The sequence below is a fragment of the Metaclostridioides mangenotii genome (genome assembly GCF_018917235.1).
Classification (GTDB): domain Bacteria; phylum Bacillota; class Clostridia; order Peptostreptococcales; family Peptostreptococcaceae; genus Metaclostridioides.
This window is the reverse complement of the sequence record NZ_JAHLOF010000006.1, coordinates 23118-38733: the sequence shown is the minus strand read 5'-3', so window position 1 is coordinate 38733 and position 15616 is coordinate 23118. Positions and strand designations below refer to the sequence as shown.

General features: G+C 29.6%; 14 protein-coding genes and 1 riboswitch. Of the genes, 11 read left to right on the top strand and 3 right to left on the bottom strand.

From position 1 onward, the window contains the following. Positions 1–11: 11 nt before the first annotated feature. A complete protein-coding gene (locus tag KQI18_RS09790) occupies positions 12–299 on the bottom strand; it encodes a YciI family protein (RefSeq protein ID WP_216467627.1) in 288 nt (95 codons plus the stop codon). Positions 300–584: 285 nt separating this feature from the next. Beyond that, complete coding sequence (locus KQI18_RS09785) at positions 585–1547, bottom strand: L-lactate dehydrogenase (RefSeq protein WP_216467626.1); 963 nt, start codon at positions 1545–1547, stop codon at positions 585–587. A gap of 221 nt (positions 1548–1768) precedes the next feature. Between KQI18_RS09785 and KQI18_RS09780 the strand changes: the two genes are divergently transcribed. The 5 genes from KQI18_RS09780 (at position 1769) to KQI18_RS09760 (ending at position 7536) form a co-directional block, all read left to right on the top strand. After that, positions 1769–2446, top strand: a complete 678-nt coding sequence (locus KQI18_RS09780) for a Crp/Fnr family transcriptional regulator (protein ID WP_216467625.1) — start codon at positions 1769–1771, stop codon at positions 2444–2446. Between the two features lie 991 nt (positions 2447–3437). After that, a complete protein-coding gene (locus KQI18_RS09775; protein WP_216467624.1) occupies positions 3438–4223 on the top strand; it encodes an enoyl-CoA hydratase-related protein in 786 nt (261 codons plus the stop codon). Between the two features lie 96 nt (positions 4224–4319). Beyond that, positions 4320–5165, top strand: coding sequence for a 3-hydroxybutyryl-CoA dehydrogenase (locus KQI18_RS09770; RefSeq protein WP_216467623.1), 846 nt, complete (start codon positions 4320–4322; stop codon positions 5163–5165). Positions 5166–5479: 314 nt separating this feature from the next. Further along, a complete protein-coding gene (locus KQI18_RS09765) occupies positions 5480–6655 on the top strand; it encodes an acetyl-CoA C-acetyltransferase (protein ID WP_216467622.1) in 1176 nt (391 codons plus the stop codon). 485 nt (positions 6656–7140) lie between these two features. Continuing rightward, the gene (locus KQI18_RS09760) at positions 7141–7536 is read left to right on the top strand and encodes a RidA family protein (RefSeq protein WP_216467621.1); all 396 of its coding nucleotides are present in this window, start codon (positions 7141–7143) and stop codon (positions 7534–7536) included. A gap of 83 nt (positions 7537–7619) precedes the next feature. Here KQI18_RS09760 and KQI18_RS09755 read toward each other — a convergent pair whose 3' ends face one another. After that, positions 7620–8231: an NUDIX hydrolase gene (locus tag KQI18_RS09755; protein ID WP_216467619.1), complete on the bottom strand. Its 612-nt coding sequence runs from the start codon at positions 8229–8231 to the stop codon at positions 7620–7622. Positions 8232–8512: 281 nt separating this feature from the next. After that, a riboswitch (TPP riboswitch) is annotated at positions 8513–8612 on the top strand. A gap of 138 nt (positions 8613–8750) precedes the next feature. Between KQI18_RS09755 and KQI18_RS09750 the strand changes: the two genes are divergently transcribed. From KQI18_RS09750 to mutS, 6 genes are all read left to right on the top strand, one after another. Continuing rightward, positions 8751–9053, top strand: a complete 303-nt coding sequence (locus tag KQI18_RS09750; protein ID WP_216467618.1) for an MTH1187 family thiamine-binding protein — start codon at positions 8751–8753, stop codon at positions 9051–9053. Then, on the top strand, positions 9016–9786 hold the full coding sequence (locus KQI18_RS09745; protein ID WP_216467617.1) for an ABC transporter permease: 771 nt from the start codon (positions 9016–9018) through the stop codon (positions 9784–9786). Before KQI18_RS09750 ends, KQI18_RS09745 begins: the two co-directional genes overlap by 38 nt. A gap of 79 nt (positions 9787–9865) precedes the next feature. Beyond that, positions 9866–10882: an ABC transporter substrate-binding protein gene (locus KQI18_RS09740; RefSeq protein ID WP_216467615.1), complete on the top strand. Its 1017-nt coding sequence runs from the start codon at positions 9866–9868 to the stop codon at positions 10880–10882. Beyond that, positions 10848–11585, top strand: a complete 738-nt coding sequence (locus KQI18_RS09735; protein WP_216467613.1) for an ABC transporter ATP-binding protein — start codon at positions 10848–10850, stop codon at positions 11583–11585. The genes KQI18_RS09740 and KQI18_RS09735 overlap by 35 nt, the downstream gene beginning before the upstream one ends. Positions 11586–11767: 182 nt before the next feature. Beyond that, complete coding sequence (locus KQI18_RS09730) at positions 11768–12541, top strand: SDR family NAD(P)-dependent oxidoreductase (RefSeq protein ID WP_216467612.1); 774 nt, start codon at positions 11768–11770, stop codon at positions 12539–12541. A 215-nt stretch (positions 12542–12756) separates the two neighbouring features. Beyond that, entirely contained in the window at positions 12757–15609 is a 2853-nt protein-coding gene (gene mutS, locus KQI18_RS09725) for a DNA mismatch repair protein MutS (protein ID WP_216467610.1), read from the top strand. Positions 15610–15616: the final 7 nt, after the last annotated feature.

Genomic DNA, 15616 nt, shown 5'->3' with positions numbered 1-15616 from the left:
TAAATTAGTTATTACCATTCACTAGGTGATTGATTAAAGTAATGAGGTGTAAACTCTGTAATAATGTAATCTTGTATACCATAAACTTTAAGCGGCTCGGAAGATAAGTAATCCTCAACTTTTTCAAGAGATTCTGCTTTCATAATAAATACTCCACCACTCATATTCACTTTAAGTCCAGACATTAATATTAAGCCCTCATCCATCGCTTTTTGAGAATAGGCCATGTGTTTTTTCATCGTATTTTCATCAACTAAATCTGCATTTTTTATTATACTTTCAACAATAAAATATTTCATTTTTTGTTATCCTCCTTGAAGTAATATCCCTTGTTACTTATCTTAACTTATTTTTTATAATAAATACCCTTACTATCTTTTTTAAAACAATAAGAAGTTTTTTACTTATTTATAGATTACTACTAAATTAAAAAGAAATTTTTTTGATAAAAAGAAATACAGTCCATATAAGAGTAAGGAATGTAAATTTAAGAATACCAAACTAATAAAGAGTTCTAGATTAATTAATCTAGAACTCTTTATTAGTTTGCTTATTTTTTAGATAACATAACTTATAATTAATGATTAAGCATTGTCCTCAACTATTTTCCTTTTAATTATTGGATTATTATCCTCTAAAACAGAAATTGAATATGCAAATTGTTTGAGTTCACTAGTAGTTAAGTCTTCAGGCATGGTATCTAAGATACCTTCATTTCCAATGACACAAGGTATACCAGCGAACACGTCATGGTGGCCATACTCACCCTCTAATAAAGTAGAAGTAGTTAAGACGACATGTTCATCAAACATGATAGCTTTAGTGATCCTTGCAAGAGCCATGGCAATCCCATAGTAAGTAGCGCCTTTAGCTTCGATAATTTTATAAGCAGCATTTTTAGTCTGGAGGTAAATATTTTCTAGATCTGTGTCTGTCAATTTAAAACTTGACTTGATTTTATCCAACTTCATACCTGCAACATTAACAGTTGACCAAGGAACAAATTCTGAATCACCGTGTTCGCCTAATATATTAGCAGAAATATCTTGTGGTGCAACTTGAAATTCTTTACTCAGTTGATATCTTAAACGAGCGGTATCCAAAGTAGTACCAGAACCGATCACTTTCCCTTTAGAAAAACCGGAATATTTCCAAACTGCATATGAGATAATATCTACTGGATTAGATGCAATCAGAAATATACCATTAAAACCATTCGCAACTACATTCTCAGTTATTTTTTTTGCAATATTAATGTTAGTATTAATCAGTTCTAATCTTGATTGACCTGGTTTTTGAGGAATTCCTGCACAGATACAAACAATATCTGCTTTTTCGCAATCTTTATAGTCGCCTTTCCAAACACGAATATTTGTATAAAAACTTGGCATACCATCCTGTATATCTGCTGCATCAGCAGCTGATTTTTTCTCATTAACATCAATTAATACCAATTCATTACATAGATTTTGATTAACGAGAGCAAAAGCATAACTAGAACCTACTGAACCTGTACCAATTAAAACAACTCGTCTTGAAACATGCATGAAAACAACTCCTTTTTTTATTTTTAGAAAGCGCTTTCTATTTACAATTTAGTATAGATGATGAAATTATTATTTGCTATAACAAAAGACATTAACAAATGTTAATCTGATATAGATGATATTTTCAGTATCTCTCTTTTGCTAGTAAAAGTAGAAACAATTTGGATTATCTTGTATTATATAAATAATCAGAGTTTACAATTTAGTTAGGAGGGAAAGTGATGACTGCTCACAATGAATTTTTTCAATATGAAATGGCTTTTCATGAATATTTAGAAAAGATGCATTTTACTACTGTAAAAAAAGATCACTATCAATACATTGTTTTTGAAGGTGTGCAGATACCATTTGTATATGTTGTGAAAGAGGGTATCGTCAAAACAAGTCTTCTCACCAAGGATGGGCGTGAATTTAATATTGGTTATATTCAAAAAAATGAGTTGGTTTCCTTAGTGGGGAATGAACATTCTAATCATGTAGACATGCCTTTTAATATTAGAGTAGAAAGTGATACAGCCGAACTTTATCAAATTAATCGAGTACAATTCTGGGAAGATGTTAATAATAACGAAAATTTGTTGAAATTTGTGAAAGAATATTACCGACAAAATTTAGTTGAACAGATTAAAAAGTCACAGAATCTTGCTATGAATGGTAAATTCGGAGCTTTGTGTGCTCAAATTTATGATTTAGCAGAATTGTTTGGTTGTAAATCCAAGGAGGGTATCTTGATAGATTTTAATATCACGAATGAAGAATTAGCTAAGTTTTGTGGTATCAATTCTGCTAGTAGTATTAATCGTATGTTACGCAAGCTAAAAGATATGGATAGCATCAAAATTGTAAATAATAAAATTTTAATTAAGGATTTATCTATAATTGAATCCTTTGTTGCTTAGGTTACAGATCCAATGTGAAACTAAGAAAATATAAAGTGTTATAGTGCATTAGAGAAGAAGTATTGCCAATAGTGAAGAGAATAAAAAACTCATGGAACAGATGAAGTGAACCCCAAAAAGTTAGACATAAAAATCTAATTTTTGGAGGTTCATTTTTTGGCTAAATATGACTATGAATTTAGATTAAAAGTAATGAAATCATATCTCAAAGGAGAAGGAGGTATTCTTTCATTACAAAAAATTCAATATACCAACTACTTCTATTATTCTAGGTGGATTTTATAAGTATAAATTTACTGATTTAAATGAGTTATAGAATATAGTAATATTTGTTAAAAAAATATTTAATGTTTGTTGAAAAATTATCACAGAAGTGCTACGATTATAAGTATAAGACATTTTCGATATACAAATCACATTCAAATTTATTCTTAAATATCCTACATAAATTGATTCAATACATAAATTCGTTTTAAATTCCCTATAATTAAAAAAAATATTTTTCAAAAATGATTATATATTAACAATATATAAACATATACTCATATAAATTGTTAATATATAAACGAATTTTAAACAAGCTTCAAATTTCTTCTCGGCCTATATTCGTTTAAATAATTTGTCATTTAAGGCGTTGCTGAGGTTTTAATAATAAATTAAGGAGGGTTATAAGGATTTAAATTCGAAAAATTATCTGATGCTTACAGGGTTGTATGCAAACACAGCTGAAAATGAAGTAGAACAAGAAAACTATTTACGCATCAAATGTAATTGCTACACATATATTTTATTTGGAACCACTGCTATTGGAAGTGATTTAGCACCTAGAGTCTCTGCATGACTACATACTGAACTGAAGCTCCCATAATATTTAGGCGGATGTTAAAATTGCTCGAAATGTTAAAGAAGTAGTACCAGAACTCATTAGTCAATTAAGTGTACATTAAAAGATTAAAATAAGTTTAAAATTTTTTTTATTGAGGAGGACACTATGGAAAGTGATGTTAAAATTTATGAAAATCTTACTGTTGAGATTAACAATAAGATTTGCACTATAAAAATAAACAGACCTAAAGTTTTAAATGCAATTAATTTAAAAACTTTAGAAGAACTTTATGAAGTATTTACAGATATTGATGAAGATGAAGATATTTATGTAGTAATTTTAACAGGTGAAGGTAAAGCATTTGTTGCAGGTGCAGATATTGAATATATGAGAGACCTAGATTCAGTTTCTGCAAAGAATTTTAGTCAACTTGGCAGTAAAGCTCTTAACGCTATTGAAAATAGTAAAAAAGTTGTAATTGCTGCAGTGAATGGATTTGCATTAGGTGGTGGATGTGAAATTGCAATGGCTTGTGATCTAAGAATTGCATCATCAAATGCTAAATTTGGTCAACCTGAAGTAACTCTAGGTATAACCCCTGGTTATGGTGGTACCCAAAGACTTACAAGATTAACTGGAATGGCGAAAGCAAAAGAATTGATATTTACTGGACAAATTATAAAGGCTGAAGAAGCCAATAAAATAGGATTAGTTAATAAAGTTGTAAATCCAGAAAATTTAACTAGAGAGGTTGAAGTATTAGCTGAGACTATAACTAAAAATTCTCAGCTAGCAATTAGATATTCTAAAGAAGCTATAAAGCTAGGTTCACAAACTGACATTAATACTGGGCTAGATATCGAAACTAATTTATTTGGACTTTGCTTCTCAACTAAAGATCAAAAAGAGGGTATGTCGGCTTTTTTAGAAAAGAGAGAAGCAAAGTTTTGAAAATAATAAAAGTATAATATTTGCTGTTAACCATATTAAATAATTTATTAATATGATAAATAAAATATAAATACATAAAAATAGGGGGTAAAACTTATGAAATTAGCTGTAATAGGTAGTGGAACAATGGGTACTGGTATTTTACAAACTTTTGCAAGTAGTGGTCATGATATATGTTTAAAGAGCAGAAGCCAAGAATCATTATCTAATTGTATGACATTACTAGATAAAAATTTAAGTAGACTGGTTTCTAAAGATAAAATTAACGAATCTCAAAAATCTGAAATACTAGATCATATTACTCTAACTACTAGTTATGAGGATTTAAAAGACATGGACATAATTATTGAAGCATCTGTTGAAGATATGGATACAAAAAAAGAAGTTTTTAAATTATTAGATGAGTTATGCAAACCTGACACTATTTTAGCTACTAATACCTCATCATTATCTATAACAGAAATAGCTTCTGCTACAAAAAGACCTGATAAAGTAATTGGATTGCATTTCTTTAATCCAGTTCCTATGATGAAATTGGTTGAAGTTATAAGTGGCCAATTGACTTCAAAGGTAACTTTTGATGCAGGAATTCAACTATCAAAGAGTATTAATAAAGTGCCAGTCGATGTATCTGAATCACCAGGATTTGTTGTAAATAGAATACTTATACCTATGATAAATGAAGCGGTTGGAATTTATGCAGACGGTGTTGCTAGTAAAGAAGAAATTGATGAAGCTATGAAATTAGGAGCAAATCATCCTATGGGACCTTTGGCATTAGGAGATTTAATAGGATTAGATGTCGTTTTAGCTATAATGAATGTTCTATACAATGAATTTGGGGATACTAAATATAGACCGCATCCTTTATTGGCAAAAATGGTTAGAGCAAATCAATTGGGTAGAAAAACTAAAATAGGTTTTTATGATTACAATAAATAAAATATGATTAATAAAGCATAGATATAAAAATTAAATATATAGGAATATTCATCTCGGTATTATAAATCATATAAATTAAAAAACATTCTTATTCATACTATACTTAGCAAAATATATAGATATAGATTTAGATATTTATCATACTATTAATTAATTTGATAAAAAAATTTATAAATTTATAGAAAAATTTATTACAAAAGGAGTATTAATGAATATTTAACTTATAAACATTCTGAAGTTAAGTGGTTAATATTCTACGTTACTTAAAAACGATTTAAAAAATAAATATAAATTATTTTAAGGGGGTAATGAATATGAGAGAAGTAGTTATTGTCAGTGCTGCAAGAACAGCAGTAGGAAGTTTTGGAGGAGCATTTAAATCAGTATCAGCAGTAGACTTAGGAATAACAGCAGCTAAAGAAGCGATTAAGAGAGCAAAAATAACTCCGGATATGATAGATGAATCACTTATAGGTGGTGTACTAACAGCGGGCCTCGGTCAAAATATAGCAAGACAAGTAGCATTAGGGTCAGGAATACCAGTTGAAAAACCTGCTATGACAATAAATATAGTCTGTGGATCTGGATTAAGATCAGTTTCAATGGCATCACAACTTATCTCGTTAGGTGATGCTGAAATAATATTAGTTGGTGGGACAGAAAATATGAGCATGTCACCATACTTATCACCGAATACGAGATATGGTGCGAGAATGGGAGATACTCCTTTTGTTGATTCTATGATTAAAGATGGACTATCAGATATATTTAATAATTATCATATGGGTATAACTGCAGAAAATATAGCAGAAAAATGGAATATAACTAGAGAAGAGCAAGATCAATTAGCTTTATCAAGTCAAAATAAAGCCGAAAAAGCACAAGCTGAAGGAAAATTTGATGAGGAAATAGTTCCAGTTATTATAAAAGGACGAAAAGGTGACACAGTAGTTGATAAAGATGAATATATAAAGCTTGGTACAACAATAGATACATTATCTAAATTAAAACCAGCGTTTAAAAAAGATGGTACAGTTACAGCAGGTAATGCGTCTGGAATAAACGATGGAGCTGCTATGCTTATAGTAATGTCAAAAGAAAAGGCTGAAGAATTAGGAATAGAACCACTTGCAACTATAGATTCCTATGGAACTTCTGGAGTTGATCCAGAGATAATGGGATATGGACCAGTACCAGCTACTATAGAAGCCTTAACAAAAGCAAATATGACCATTGATGATATAGATTTAGTTGAGGCAAATGAAGCATTTGCTGCTCAATCATTAGCAGTAATAAAAGATTTAAAAATTGATACTACAAAAGTTAATGTTAATGGTGGTGCAATAGCTATAGGGCATCCAATAGGATGTTCAGGAGCTAGAATACTTACTACGCTTTTATATGAAATGAAAAGAAGAGATGCCAAAACTGGTTTAGCTACACTTTGTATCGGCGGAGGTATGGGCACTACATTAATAGTAAAAAGATAGTTTTCTGAATTAAAAATATTGCACTAAATATCCTATATATAAATTAAATTGAAAATGTATATACCTTTTATGGTTAAGTATAAAAGGTAGAAAATTAATGTAGATAGAAAAGGGTAGCATAATTGAATTGCTACCCTTATTTTTTATTGATTTTTCCAAGATTATCGATTAGTATTTAAATCTATGAAGTATTAAAATTGACATATTAAGGTCATTCAATATCAAGCTTAGCACTTAGCTTTGGTAAAATTGCAACAGTTAAAGGGATGTGAGATAATTTTTATTAATTGACAGTAAATATTAAAAATACGTATAATGTAGAGTATAGGGGGTGATAAAATGAAAAGATGTTTAAATGATATAAAATTAATTGAACATTATATTTCTGTTTTTGATAAATAAATTTCTATCAACGGATAACTATGTAAAAACAAATATATAGAGGTAGAAATTATTTTATCCCAATACAGGAAGGAATTAATATTATGAAAAACAATGTAGTAAGCAGATTAAATTCATCAAAGGTAAGTAAAGCGGTTGGGAATTATACGCATATTACAAAGATAAAACCTAACGCAACTTTTTACACATTTTCTGGACAAGTAGGAGCAGATTTGGAAGGAAACTTTCCGATTGAATTCAATCAGCAAGTAGAAAATACATTTTTAAATATATCAAATCTATTAAAAAGTATAGATTTAACTCCAGATAATATAATTAAAGTTAATATATGGGCTACAGAAGAAATTGACTGGGATTACTTTTATAAAGTATATGAAAATTTTTTTGGAAACCCGTATCCTTCAATGACAATTGCATATGTTAATGCTCTTGGTTTGAAAGAGATTAAATTGGAAATAGAAATTTGGGCTGCAGAATAGCATTCTTAGCCCGATAAACTAATAAAATGTCCTCATTATTTATATATTGAGGACATTTTTAAATTCATATAACTATTAAATAATTAATCAATTAAAAATTTAAGAAAATTTTGAAGTATTTTTGCAGTCATTCCCCAAATTATATAATTATTATATTTATAAAATAATACTGATGATTTACCTTTTTGAAATTTATAATTTTTTTGATTAGGTAAGTCAGTATAAGGCATATTGCCAGAAGGTATAATCTCTACTTCATTGGTGTATTCTTTTGGTGGATTTTCCAATAGGAATTTTACTGGAACTAAAAAAGTATGATCGACTTCATCTTTATTTATATTAAAATTATCTACATCCTTTAAATAACCTAGAAATGGATGAATAATGTAGTTAAACGAAGTTATAAGCAGATCCATCTCAGAGATAATTTCTATATTATTTTTAATTGTACCAAGTTCCTCACAAGTTTCTCTTATTGCAGCGTCATAAGGTGTTTCATCAGGTTCAATTTTACCTCCAGGGAAAGAAACCTCTCCAGGTTGGTGGTTCAAATTTCCTGATCTAAGTTCGAATAGTATATAATGTTCATTGTCTTTTTTTACTATTGGTATTAAAACAGAAGCACGTTTCATTTCATCCGCACCATTGATATACGGCTTGTAGTCTTTAAACATGCTTTTTAAATCATCTATCATGTCATCCTCCATTTGGTATTCTAAGTCTTCTATAATTATTATACATTATGATCGAGTTAAATATAAGTTTATTAAGAAAATATTAGAATATAGTATAAAGAATAATATTTTATTTATTATAAATTACTAAAATTTAGCAAATAGTAATATCAAAATAGAGTTATATTATTATATAATATTACTAAATAAAATAATATAGTTAACGGAACAGTAGTTAAAATAGAAAAAAATGAATAAAATTGTATTATAAAGATAATTGTAGTATAATCAAAGAGTAAAATAAAATATTATTGGGGAGCTTATTTGCTGAGAGGAGATTTTATCTCGACCCTATGAACCTGTATGGATAATGCCAACGTAGGGAGTACTAAAGAATTTGAAGGTCTTATCGTATTGGTAAGGCCTTTTATTTTTATCTTTACAAGTTTTATTAAACAATCAATTTCCTAGTAGGTATAATTAAGAAAAATTATTTAATATCTCTAGGTAAAATTAATTATAATTTAAGGAGTGAGTCATATGGTAATAGCAGACATAGCAGTAATGCCTTTAAGACCTTACGAAGGTGAAGAAGAAATGTACAAAGTAGTTGACGTTTGTATCGAATTGATTGAGAAAAGTGGACTAAAATGTGAAGTAGGTGCAATGAGTACAACTATAGAAGGTGAATTTGATGAAGTATTTGAAGTAATAAAAAAAGTTCACAAAGTACCCTTTGAATTAGGGTGCGAAAGAGTTATAACAATAGCGAGAGTAGATGAGAAAGCTGGAGGCCTAACTATAGATGACAAACTTAGAAACCATAGAAAAGGTGAAGAATAGTCTTTACCCTATAGCTACGTTTTTATTTATAATTATCTTCTGGCAAGTAACAGTTGATTTTTTAGAAATTCCCCAATATGTTTTACCTACACCAATAGATATAGTGAATGTATTTTTTAAAGATTATCAAAACTTATTTATGCATGCAAAAGTGACTATATTTGAGGCTGTGTTAGGTTTTATTGTATCGATTACACTGTCTCTTATCATTGGAGTACTTATGGATTTTGTTAGCATAGTTAAAAAATGCTTATATCCTCTTACTCTAGTGACTCAGATGATACCTACAATAACTATTGCGCCTCTACTAATGATTTGGTTTGGATTTGGTACAATGCCAAAAATCTTAATGGTAACGCTTACTTGTTTCTTTCCAATTCTCATCAGTTTTGTTGATGGTATAGAGAATATAGATAGGGATTATTTAAATCTTTTTAAAACGATGAAAGCTGGAAATATGAGCACTTTTATACATCTAAAGTTTCCAATGGCTTTGGACAAGCTCTTTTCAGGTCTTAAGATTTCTTCTACATATGCAATAATGGCAGCAACAGTAGCTGAGTGGCTTGGAGGAACTAAGGGACTTGGGGTATATATGGTCAGATCAAAAAGTGCATATGCTTTGGATAAGGTTTTTGCATCGACGATCTTAGTTGTTGCATTTAGTTTAATTTTTGTTGGAATTATTCAAATGATTAGAAAAATTGTATTTAAACACAGAATAATAAACTAAATCAAATCATAACCACTAAGTTGATTATTATTTTATATACAAACCAGATCTATCAAGTAAAATTATTACGGAGGGTATTATGAAACTAAAGAAAATCGGAATACTGAGTTTAGTAAGTTTAATTACTTTAGCTACAGTTACAGGGTGTTCTACAAATAATAAGGAAGATAAAGAAGGAGCAAAAGGAGAAAAATTACAGAAGGTTACTGTAGTATTGGATTGGACTCCTAATACTAACCACACTGGCCTTTATGCAGCTTTAGATAAAGGCTATTATAAAGAGCAAGGGTTAGATGTTACAATAGAACAACCGCCAGAAAGCGGTGCTGATACATTGGTTGCTACAGGCAAAGCTGATTTTGCTGTAAGTTATCAAGAACAAGTTACGTATGCTAAAACAAGTGAAGATCCTCTTCCAATAAAAGCTGTGGCTACTATTATACAACATAATACTTCAGGTTTTGCTTCTCCAAAAGAGAAAAATATTAAAACAGCTAAAGACTTTGAAGGAAAAAGCTATGGAGGATGGGGGTCCCCATCTGAAGAAGCAGTATTCAAAGCTGTTATGAAAAAGGATAATGCAGATTTCAACAAATTAAAAATTGTAAACACTGGTCAAGATGACTTTTTTGCAGCCATGAAAACAGTCGATTTTGCATGGATATTTGAAGGATGGGATGTAGTAAAAGCTCAAATGATGAATTACGACCTTAATTTTATACCTGTAAGGGACTTAGATGAGAGACTTGACTACTATACACCGTTACTAATAACTAACGAAAACTTGATAGAGAAAGATCCAGAGTTAGTTAAAAAATTCTTAAAGGCAACAACTCAAGGATATGAGTATTGTGTTAAAGATCCAAAAGGAGCTGCCGATATATTAGTAAAACACGCTCCTGAGACGGATAAGGAGTTAGCTGTAAAAAGTCAAGAATATCTTGCTGACAAGTACATTGACGATGCATCTAGATGGGGAGAAATGAAGGACAGTGTATGGAATAATTACACTTCATTCTTAAGAGAATACAAACTAATTAATAAGGATATGAAGGCAAGTGATGCTTACACAAATGAATTCTTACCAACAAAATAAAAAACTTAAAATTTCAGTAGAGAATGTGTCTAAAGATTACGATGGAAGCGAAATACTTCACGATATAAATTTAAAGGTCTATGAAGGTGAATTTGTATCTATACTTGGACCTAGTGGATGTGGTAAAAGTACCATATTTAATATGATAACTAACCTTACCAACTGTGACTCGGGACATATTGTTGTAGATGGCGAATACAGTTATATGTATCAAAAGGATTTACTTTTGCCTTATAAAAATATTATTGACAATGTATCTCTTCCGTTAATTCTAAAGAAAGAGAAAAAAAGCATTGCTAGGGATAAAGTAAAACCGTATTTTAAAACTTTTGGTATCAGCGGATATGAATACAAATATCCACATGAACTTTCTGGTGGAATGAGACAGAGGGCTAATTTTTTAAGAACATTTATAAACTCTGATGATATTATGTTACTCGATGAACCGTTTGGTTCATTGGATTCAATAACCAGAAATTCTATGCAAAGATGGCTTTTAGATATTAAAGATAAGGTGAATTCAACGATTGTACTAATAACACATGATATCGATGAGGCAATTATGCTTTCTAATAGAATATATGTAGTGTCAGACAAACCATCTACTGTAAAAAGAGAGTTCTTAATAGATAAAGATATCTATAATGTAAAAAAATTAGAAAATATAGCAGATTTAAGAGAAAATATATTAAGCTTGTTATAATATAATTTGAGATCTGTGTACAATAAAAAAATACTGGATATTAGATTTTTATCTAATATCCAGTATTTTTTTATTGATACTTTAAACTTATGCTTAAAATAACCTATCAATGACCATACTATAATACTACAATCTACGGTTAAAAATTTATACATATAAACAGTGTTAAAGGAGGAATTGATATGCCAAAGAAAAATATTGCTGTAGTTACAGGTGCTAGTAGTGGATTAGGAAAAGAATTTGTAAAACTGTTGGTAAAAGATAATGATGTAGAAGAAATATGGGCGATCGCACGAAATAATAACAAGTTGGAACAGTTGAGCAAAAAGTATGGTAGTAAAATAAAGATATTTTCTATTGATTTATCAAATACAAAGTCAATTATAGATTTCTCTAAGATATTAGAAGCAAATATCTCTAACATCCTTTATCTTATCAATAATGCTGGATTCGCTAAGTTTTGCTCTTATGATGATTTAAGTATTGAGGAATCTATAAATATGATTGATTTGAACTGCAGTGGTTTGGTAGCAATGGGACTGGTTTGTATCCCATATATGAAACCAGGAAGTCATATTATAAATATTGCTTCACAGGCTTCTTTTCAACCACTACCATATCAGAATATTTATAGTTCTACAAAATCCTTTATAAGAAATTATTCTAGGGCATTGAATGTTGAGCTTAGGGATAAAGGCATTTCGGTTACTGCTGTATGTCCAGGTTGGATTGATACTGCGTTATATGATAGAGCAATAATAGGAGCAAAAAAAGCAACTAATAACTTTAAAGGTATGGTCACTCCAGACAAGGTCGCAAAAAAAGCTGTTAAAGATGCTAATAAGAATAAGGATATGTCAATCTATAGTTTATATGTGAAATACTGTCATATTATGGCAAAGTTTTTACCTCAAAAACTAATGATGAAAATATGGTTAAAACAACAAGGTATGTAAATGATTAATATTTATAAAAGGGGGTGACTCAAAACTTTTTAAAGTCAGACACTTTTTAAATAATAATCATAAATATACGTAAAAAATTTTAAAAAATAGAAAACATTAAATAATAATGATTATCACCATATAAAAAAGATAAACAATTATGTTATAATTAGTCTATGATTTAATATAAAATAGTTAAATTATTTAACTATGAAAGGGGGTAGATCATGAAAATCGATAAAAATCGTCTTACACCTATGATGAGACAGTATTTTGATGTAAAAGAGAGATATGCAGATTGCATATTGTTTTTTAGATTGGGAGACTTTTATGAAATGTTCTTCGAAGATGCGATTATAGCTTCTAAAGTCTTAGAGATTGCTTTGACGGGAAAGTCATGTGGACTAGATGAGAGAGCACCTATGTGTGGAATCCCTTTTCATTCAGTTGATGCTTACATAACAAAACTTATAGAAAATGGATATAAGGTGGCTATAGGAGAGCAACTAGAGGATCCGGCAACTACTAAAGGAATTGTAAAGAGGGATGTTATAAGAGTAATTACACCAGGAACAGTTCTAGAAGGAAGTTTATTAGATAATAAAAAAAATAACTACCTTTTATCTATATATAAAGCAGGAGAAGATGTGGGTTTATCTTATATCGATATAAGTACAGGTGAAACAAATTCTACTTATTTACCAAGTGGTAAAGTTATCGAAGAAATAGCTAAAATTGGGCCTACAGAAATTATAGTTAATGATTTAGATTTTATAGATGAACTCAGAAATATTGCTACTATTAACAATATATATATAAATGAAAATTTCTGCACAGATTATCTAGACGATAGCATAATTAAAAAGTATTTTAATAAAGAATATATTACTAGTATACAATTCGACAAGAAAGGACTAATAAAATCTAGCCTTTCAATAATTCTTAACTATATATACAGCACGCAAAAACAAATAACTTCTAATATAAACAGTGTAAATGTATACAATTCACAAGAGTATATGGTGCTAGACGTATTTACCAGGACAAATTTAGAGCTTACGCAGACTATTAGAGGAAATAAAAAGAAGGGTTCTCTACTTCATGTACTTGATAAAACATCCACTGCTATGGGAGGAAGACTACTTAGAAAATATGTAGAAGAACCACTTATAAGAAAAGACAAGATTGAAAATAGATTAGATGTTATTGAAGAGATAAAAAATGATTTTTCTCTAAGAGAAGATCTAAGCTATATTCTTAAGAATATATACGATATAGAGAGAATCTGCGGAAAAATAGCTTTTGAAAAGATCACTCCGAAAGAGCTGATTAACCTAAAAAATTCAATAGAAAAGTTGCCTGAGTTAATAAATACAGTAAATGTTTCAGAAGCAAAAAAACTAAAAGAATACTCCGGGAATATGGACAATCTAGACGATTTATACAACTTAATAGAAGAATCGATACTAGAAGAGCCATCATTGACGATTAAAGATGGAAATATAATAAAGTCAGAGTTTAATGATGAGTTAGACGAGCTAAGAAATATTTCTAAAAACGGCGCGTTCATGATAAAAGAAGTCGAAAATAAAGAGAGAGAAAAGACTGGAGTAAAATCGTTAAAAATTGGGTTTAACAAAGTTTTTGGATACTATATAGAGATTACAAAAGCTAATTTTAAGCAAGCTAAAATAGACGATACGTATATAAGAAAACAGACTCTTAGCAATGCAGAGAGATACATAACTCCAGAACTTAAAGAAATAGAAGAAAAAATTCTAAATGCTGAAGAAAAAATAAAAAATTTAGAGTATGAAATCTTTGTAAATATAAGAAATGCAATTTATAAAAATATCGATAGAATTCAAAAAGTGGCAAATACAATAGCAAACATAGACGTTTTTGTATCTATGGCTACTGTAGCACATCAAAATAACTACGTAAAACCTAGTATTAATACAGAAGATAGATTGGATATAAATAATGGAAGACATCCAGTAATAGAAAATATAATAGGTGACGAAAATTTCGTTCCAAATGATACCTATCTAAATTCTGGTGAAAATATTATAAATATAATAACTGGTCCTAACATGTCAGGTAAATCAACTTACATGAGACAAAGTGCAATTATATCACTAATGGCACATATAGGCTCCTTTGTACCAGCAGATTATGCAGACATACCTATTATGGACAGGATATTTACTCGTGTAGGGGCTAGTGACGATCTCTCTCAGGGACAATCCACATTTATGGTTGAGATGACTGAGGTATCATTGATACTGCAAAATGCTACTGAGAAAAGCTTAGTCATACTAGACGAAATCGGGAGAGGCACAAGTACTTACGATGGAATTAGTTTAGCATGGTCTATAGTTGAATATATACAAAATAATATAAAGTGCAAAACTTTATTTGCAACACATTATCATGAATTGACAGATTTAGAAAATGAATTTGAAGATGTTAAAAATTACTCTATCGCTGTAAAAGATGATGGAGATGGGATAGTTTTTCTTAGAAAAATTATTCCTCAAGGAGCGGATAAAAGTTACGGAATATACGTAGCGGAGTTGGCAAAACTTCCTGCTAAAGTTATAAATAGAGCTAAAGATATTTTAAAAGATTTAGAGCAAAATCATATATACAATGCAAGTGCACTAAATAGAATCGCAATAACATCAGACAATGAACACATAAGTAGTAAGGGCGAAAATGCATCGATAAAAAATGACAAGCAATTTGTAGTACAAGATGATCAAAATACTGAAGTAAAAACAAATCTTAATCCAGTTAACCAAATGGAAAGAGAACTTGAAAAGATAAATAACGACAATATAAAGATTCAGTACGATACATTAAAAAAAGAATTCGACATGTTATTAAAAGAGACAAAGCAACTAAAGAAAAATGTAATTAAGGACAATAATCCAGCTCAAATTTCTTTTGATAATATAGGTAAAGATGATGTACTTGCAAATGAGATATCTTCTTTAGATATACTGAATATGACTCCACTAGATGCAATGTCGGCTCTGTATAATCTACAAAAGAAAGCCAAGGAAATCAGTTCATAGAGGAGGA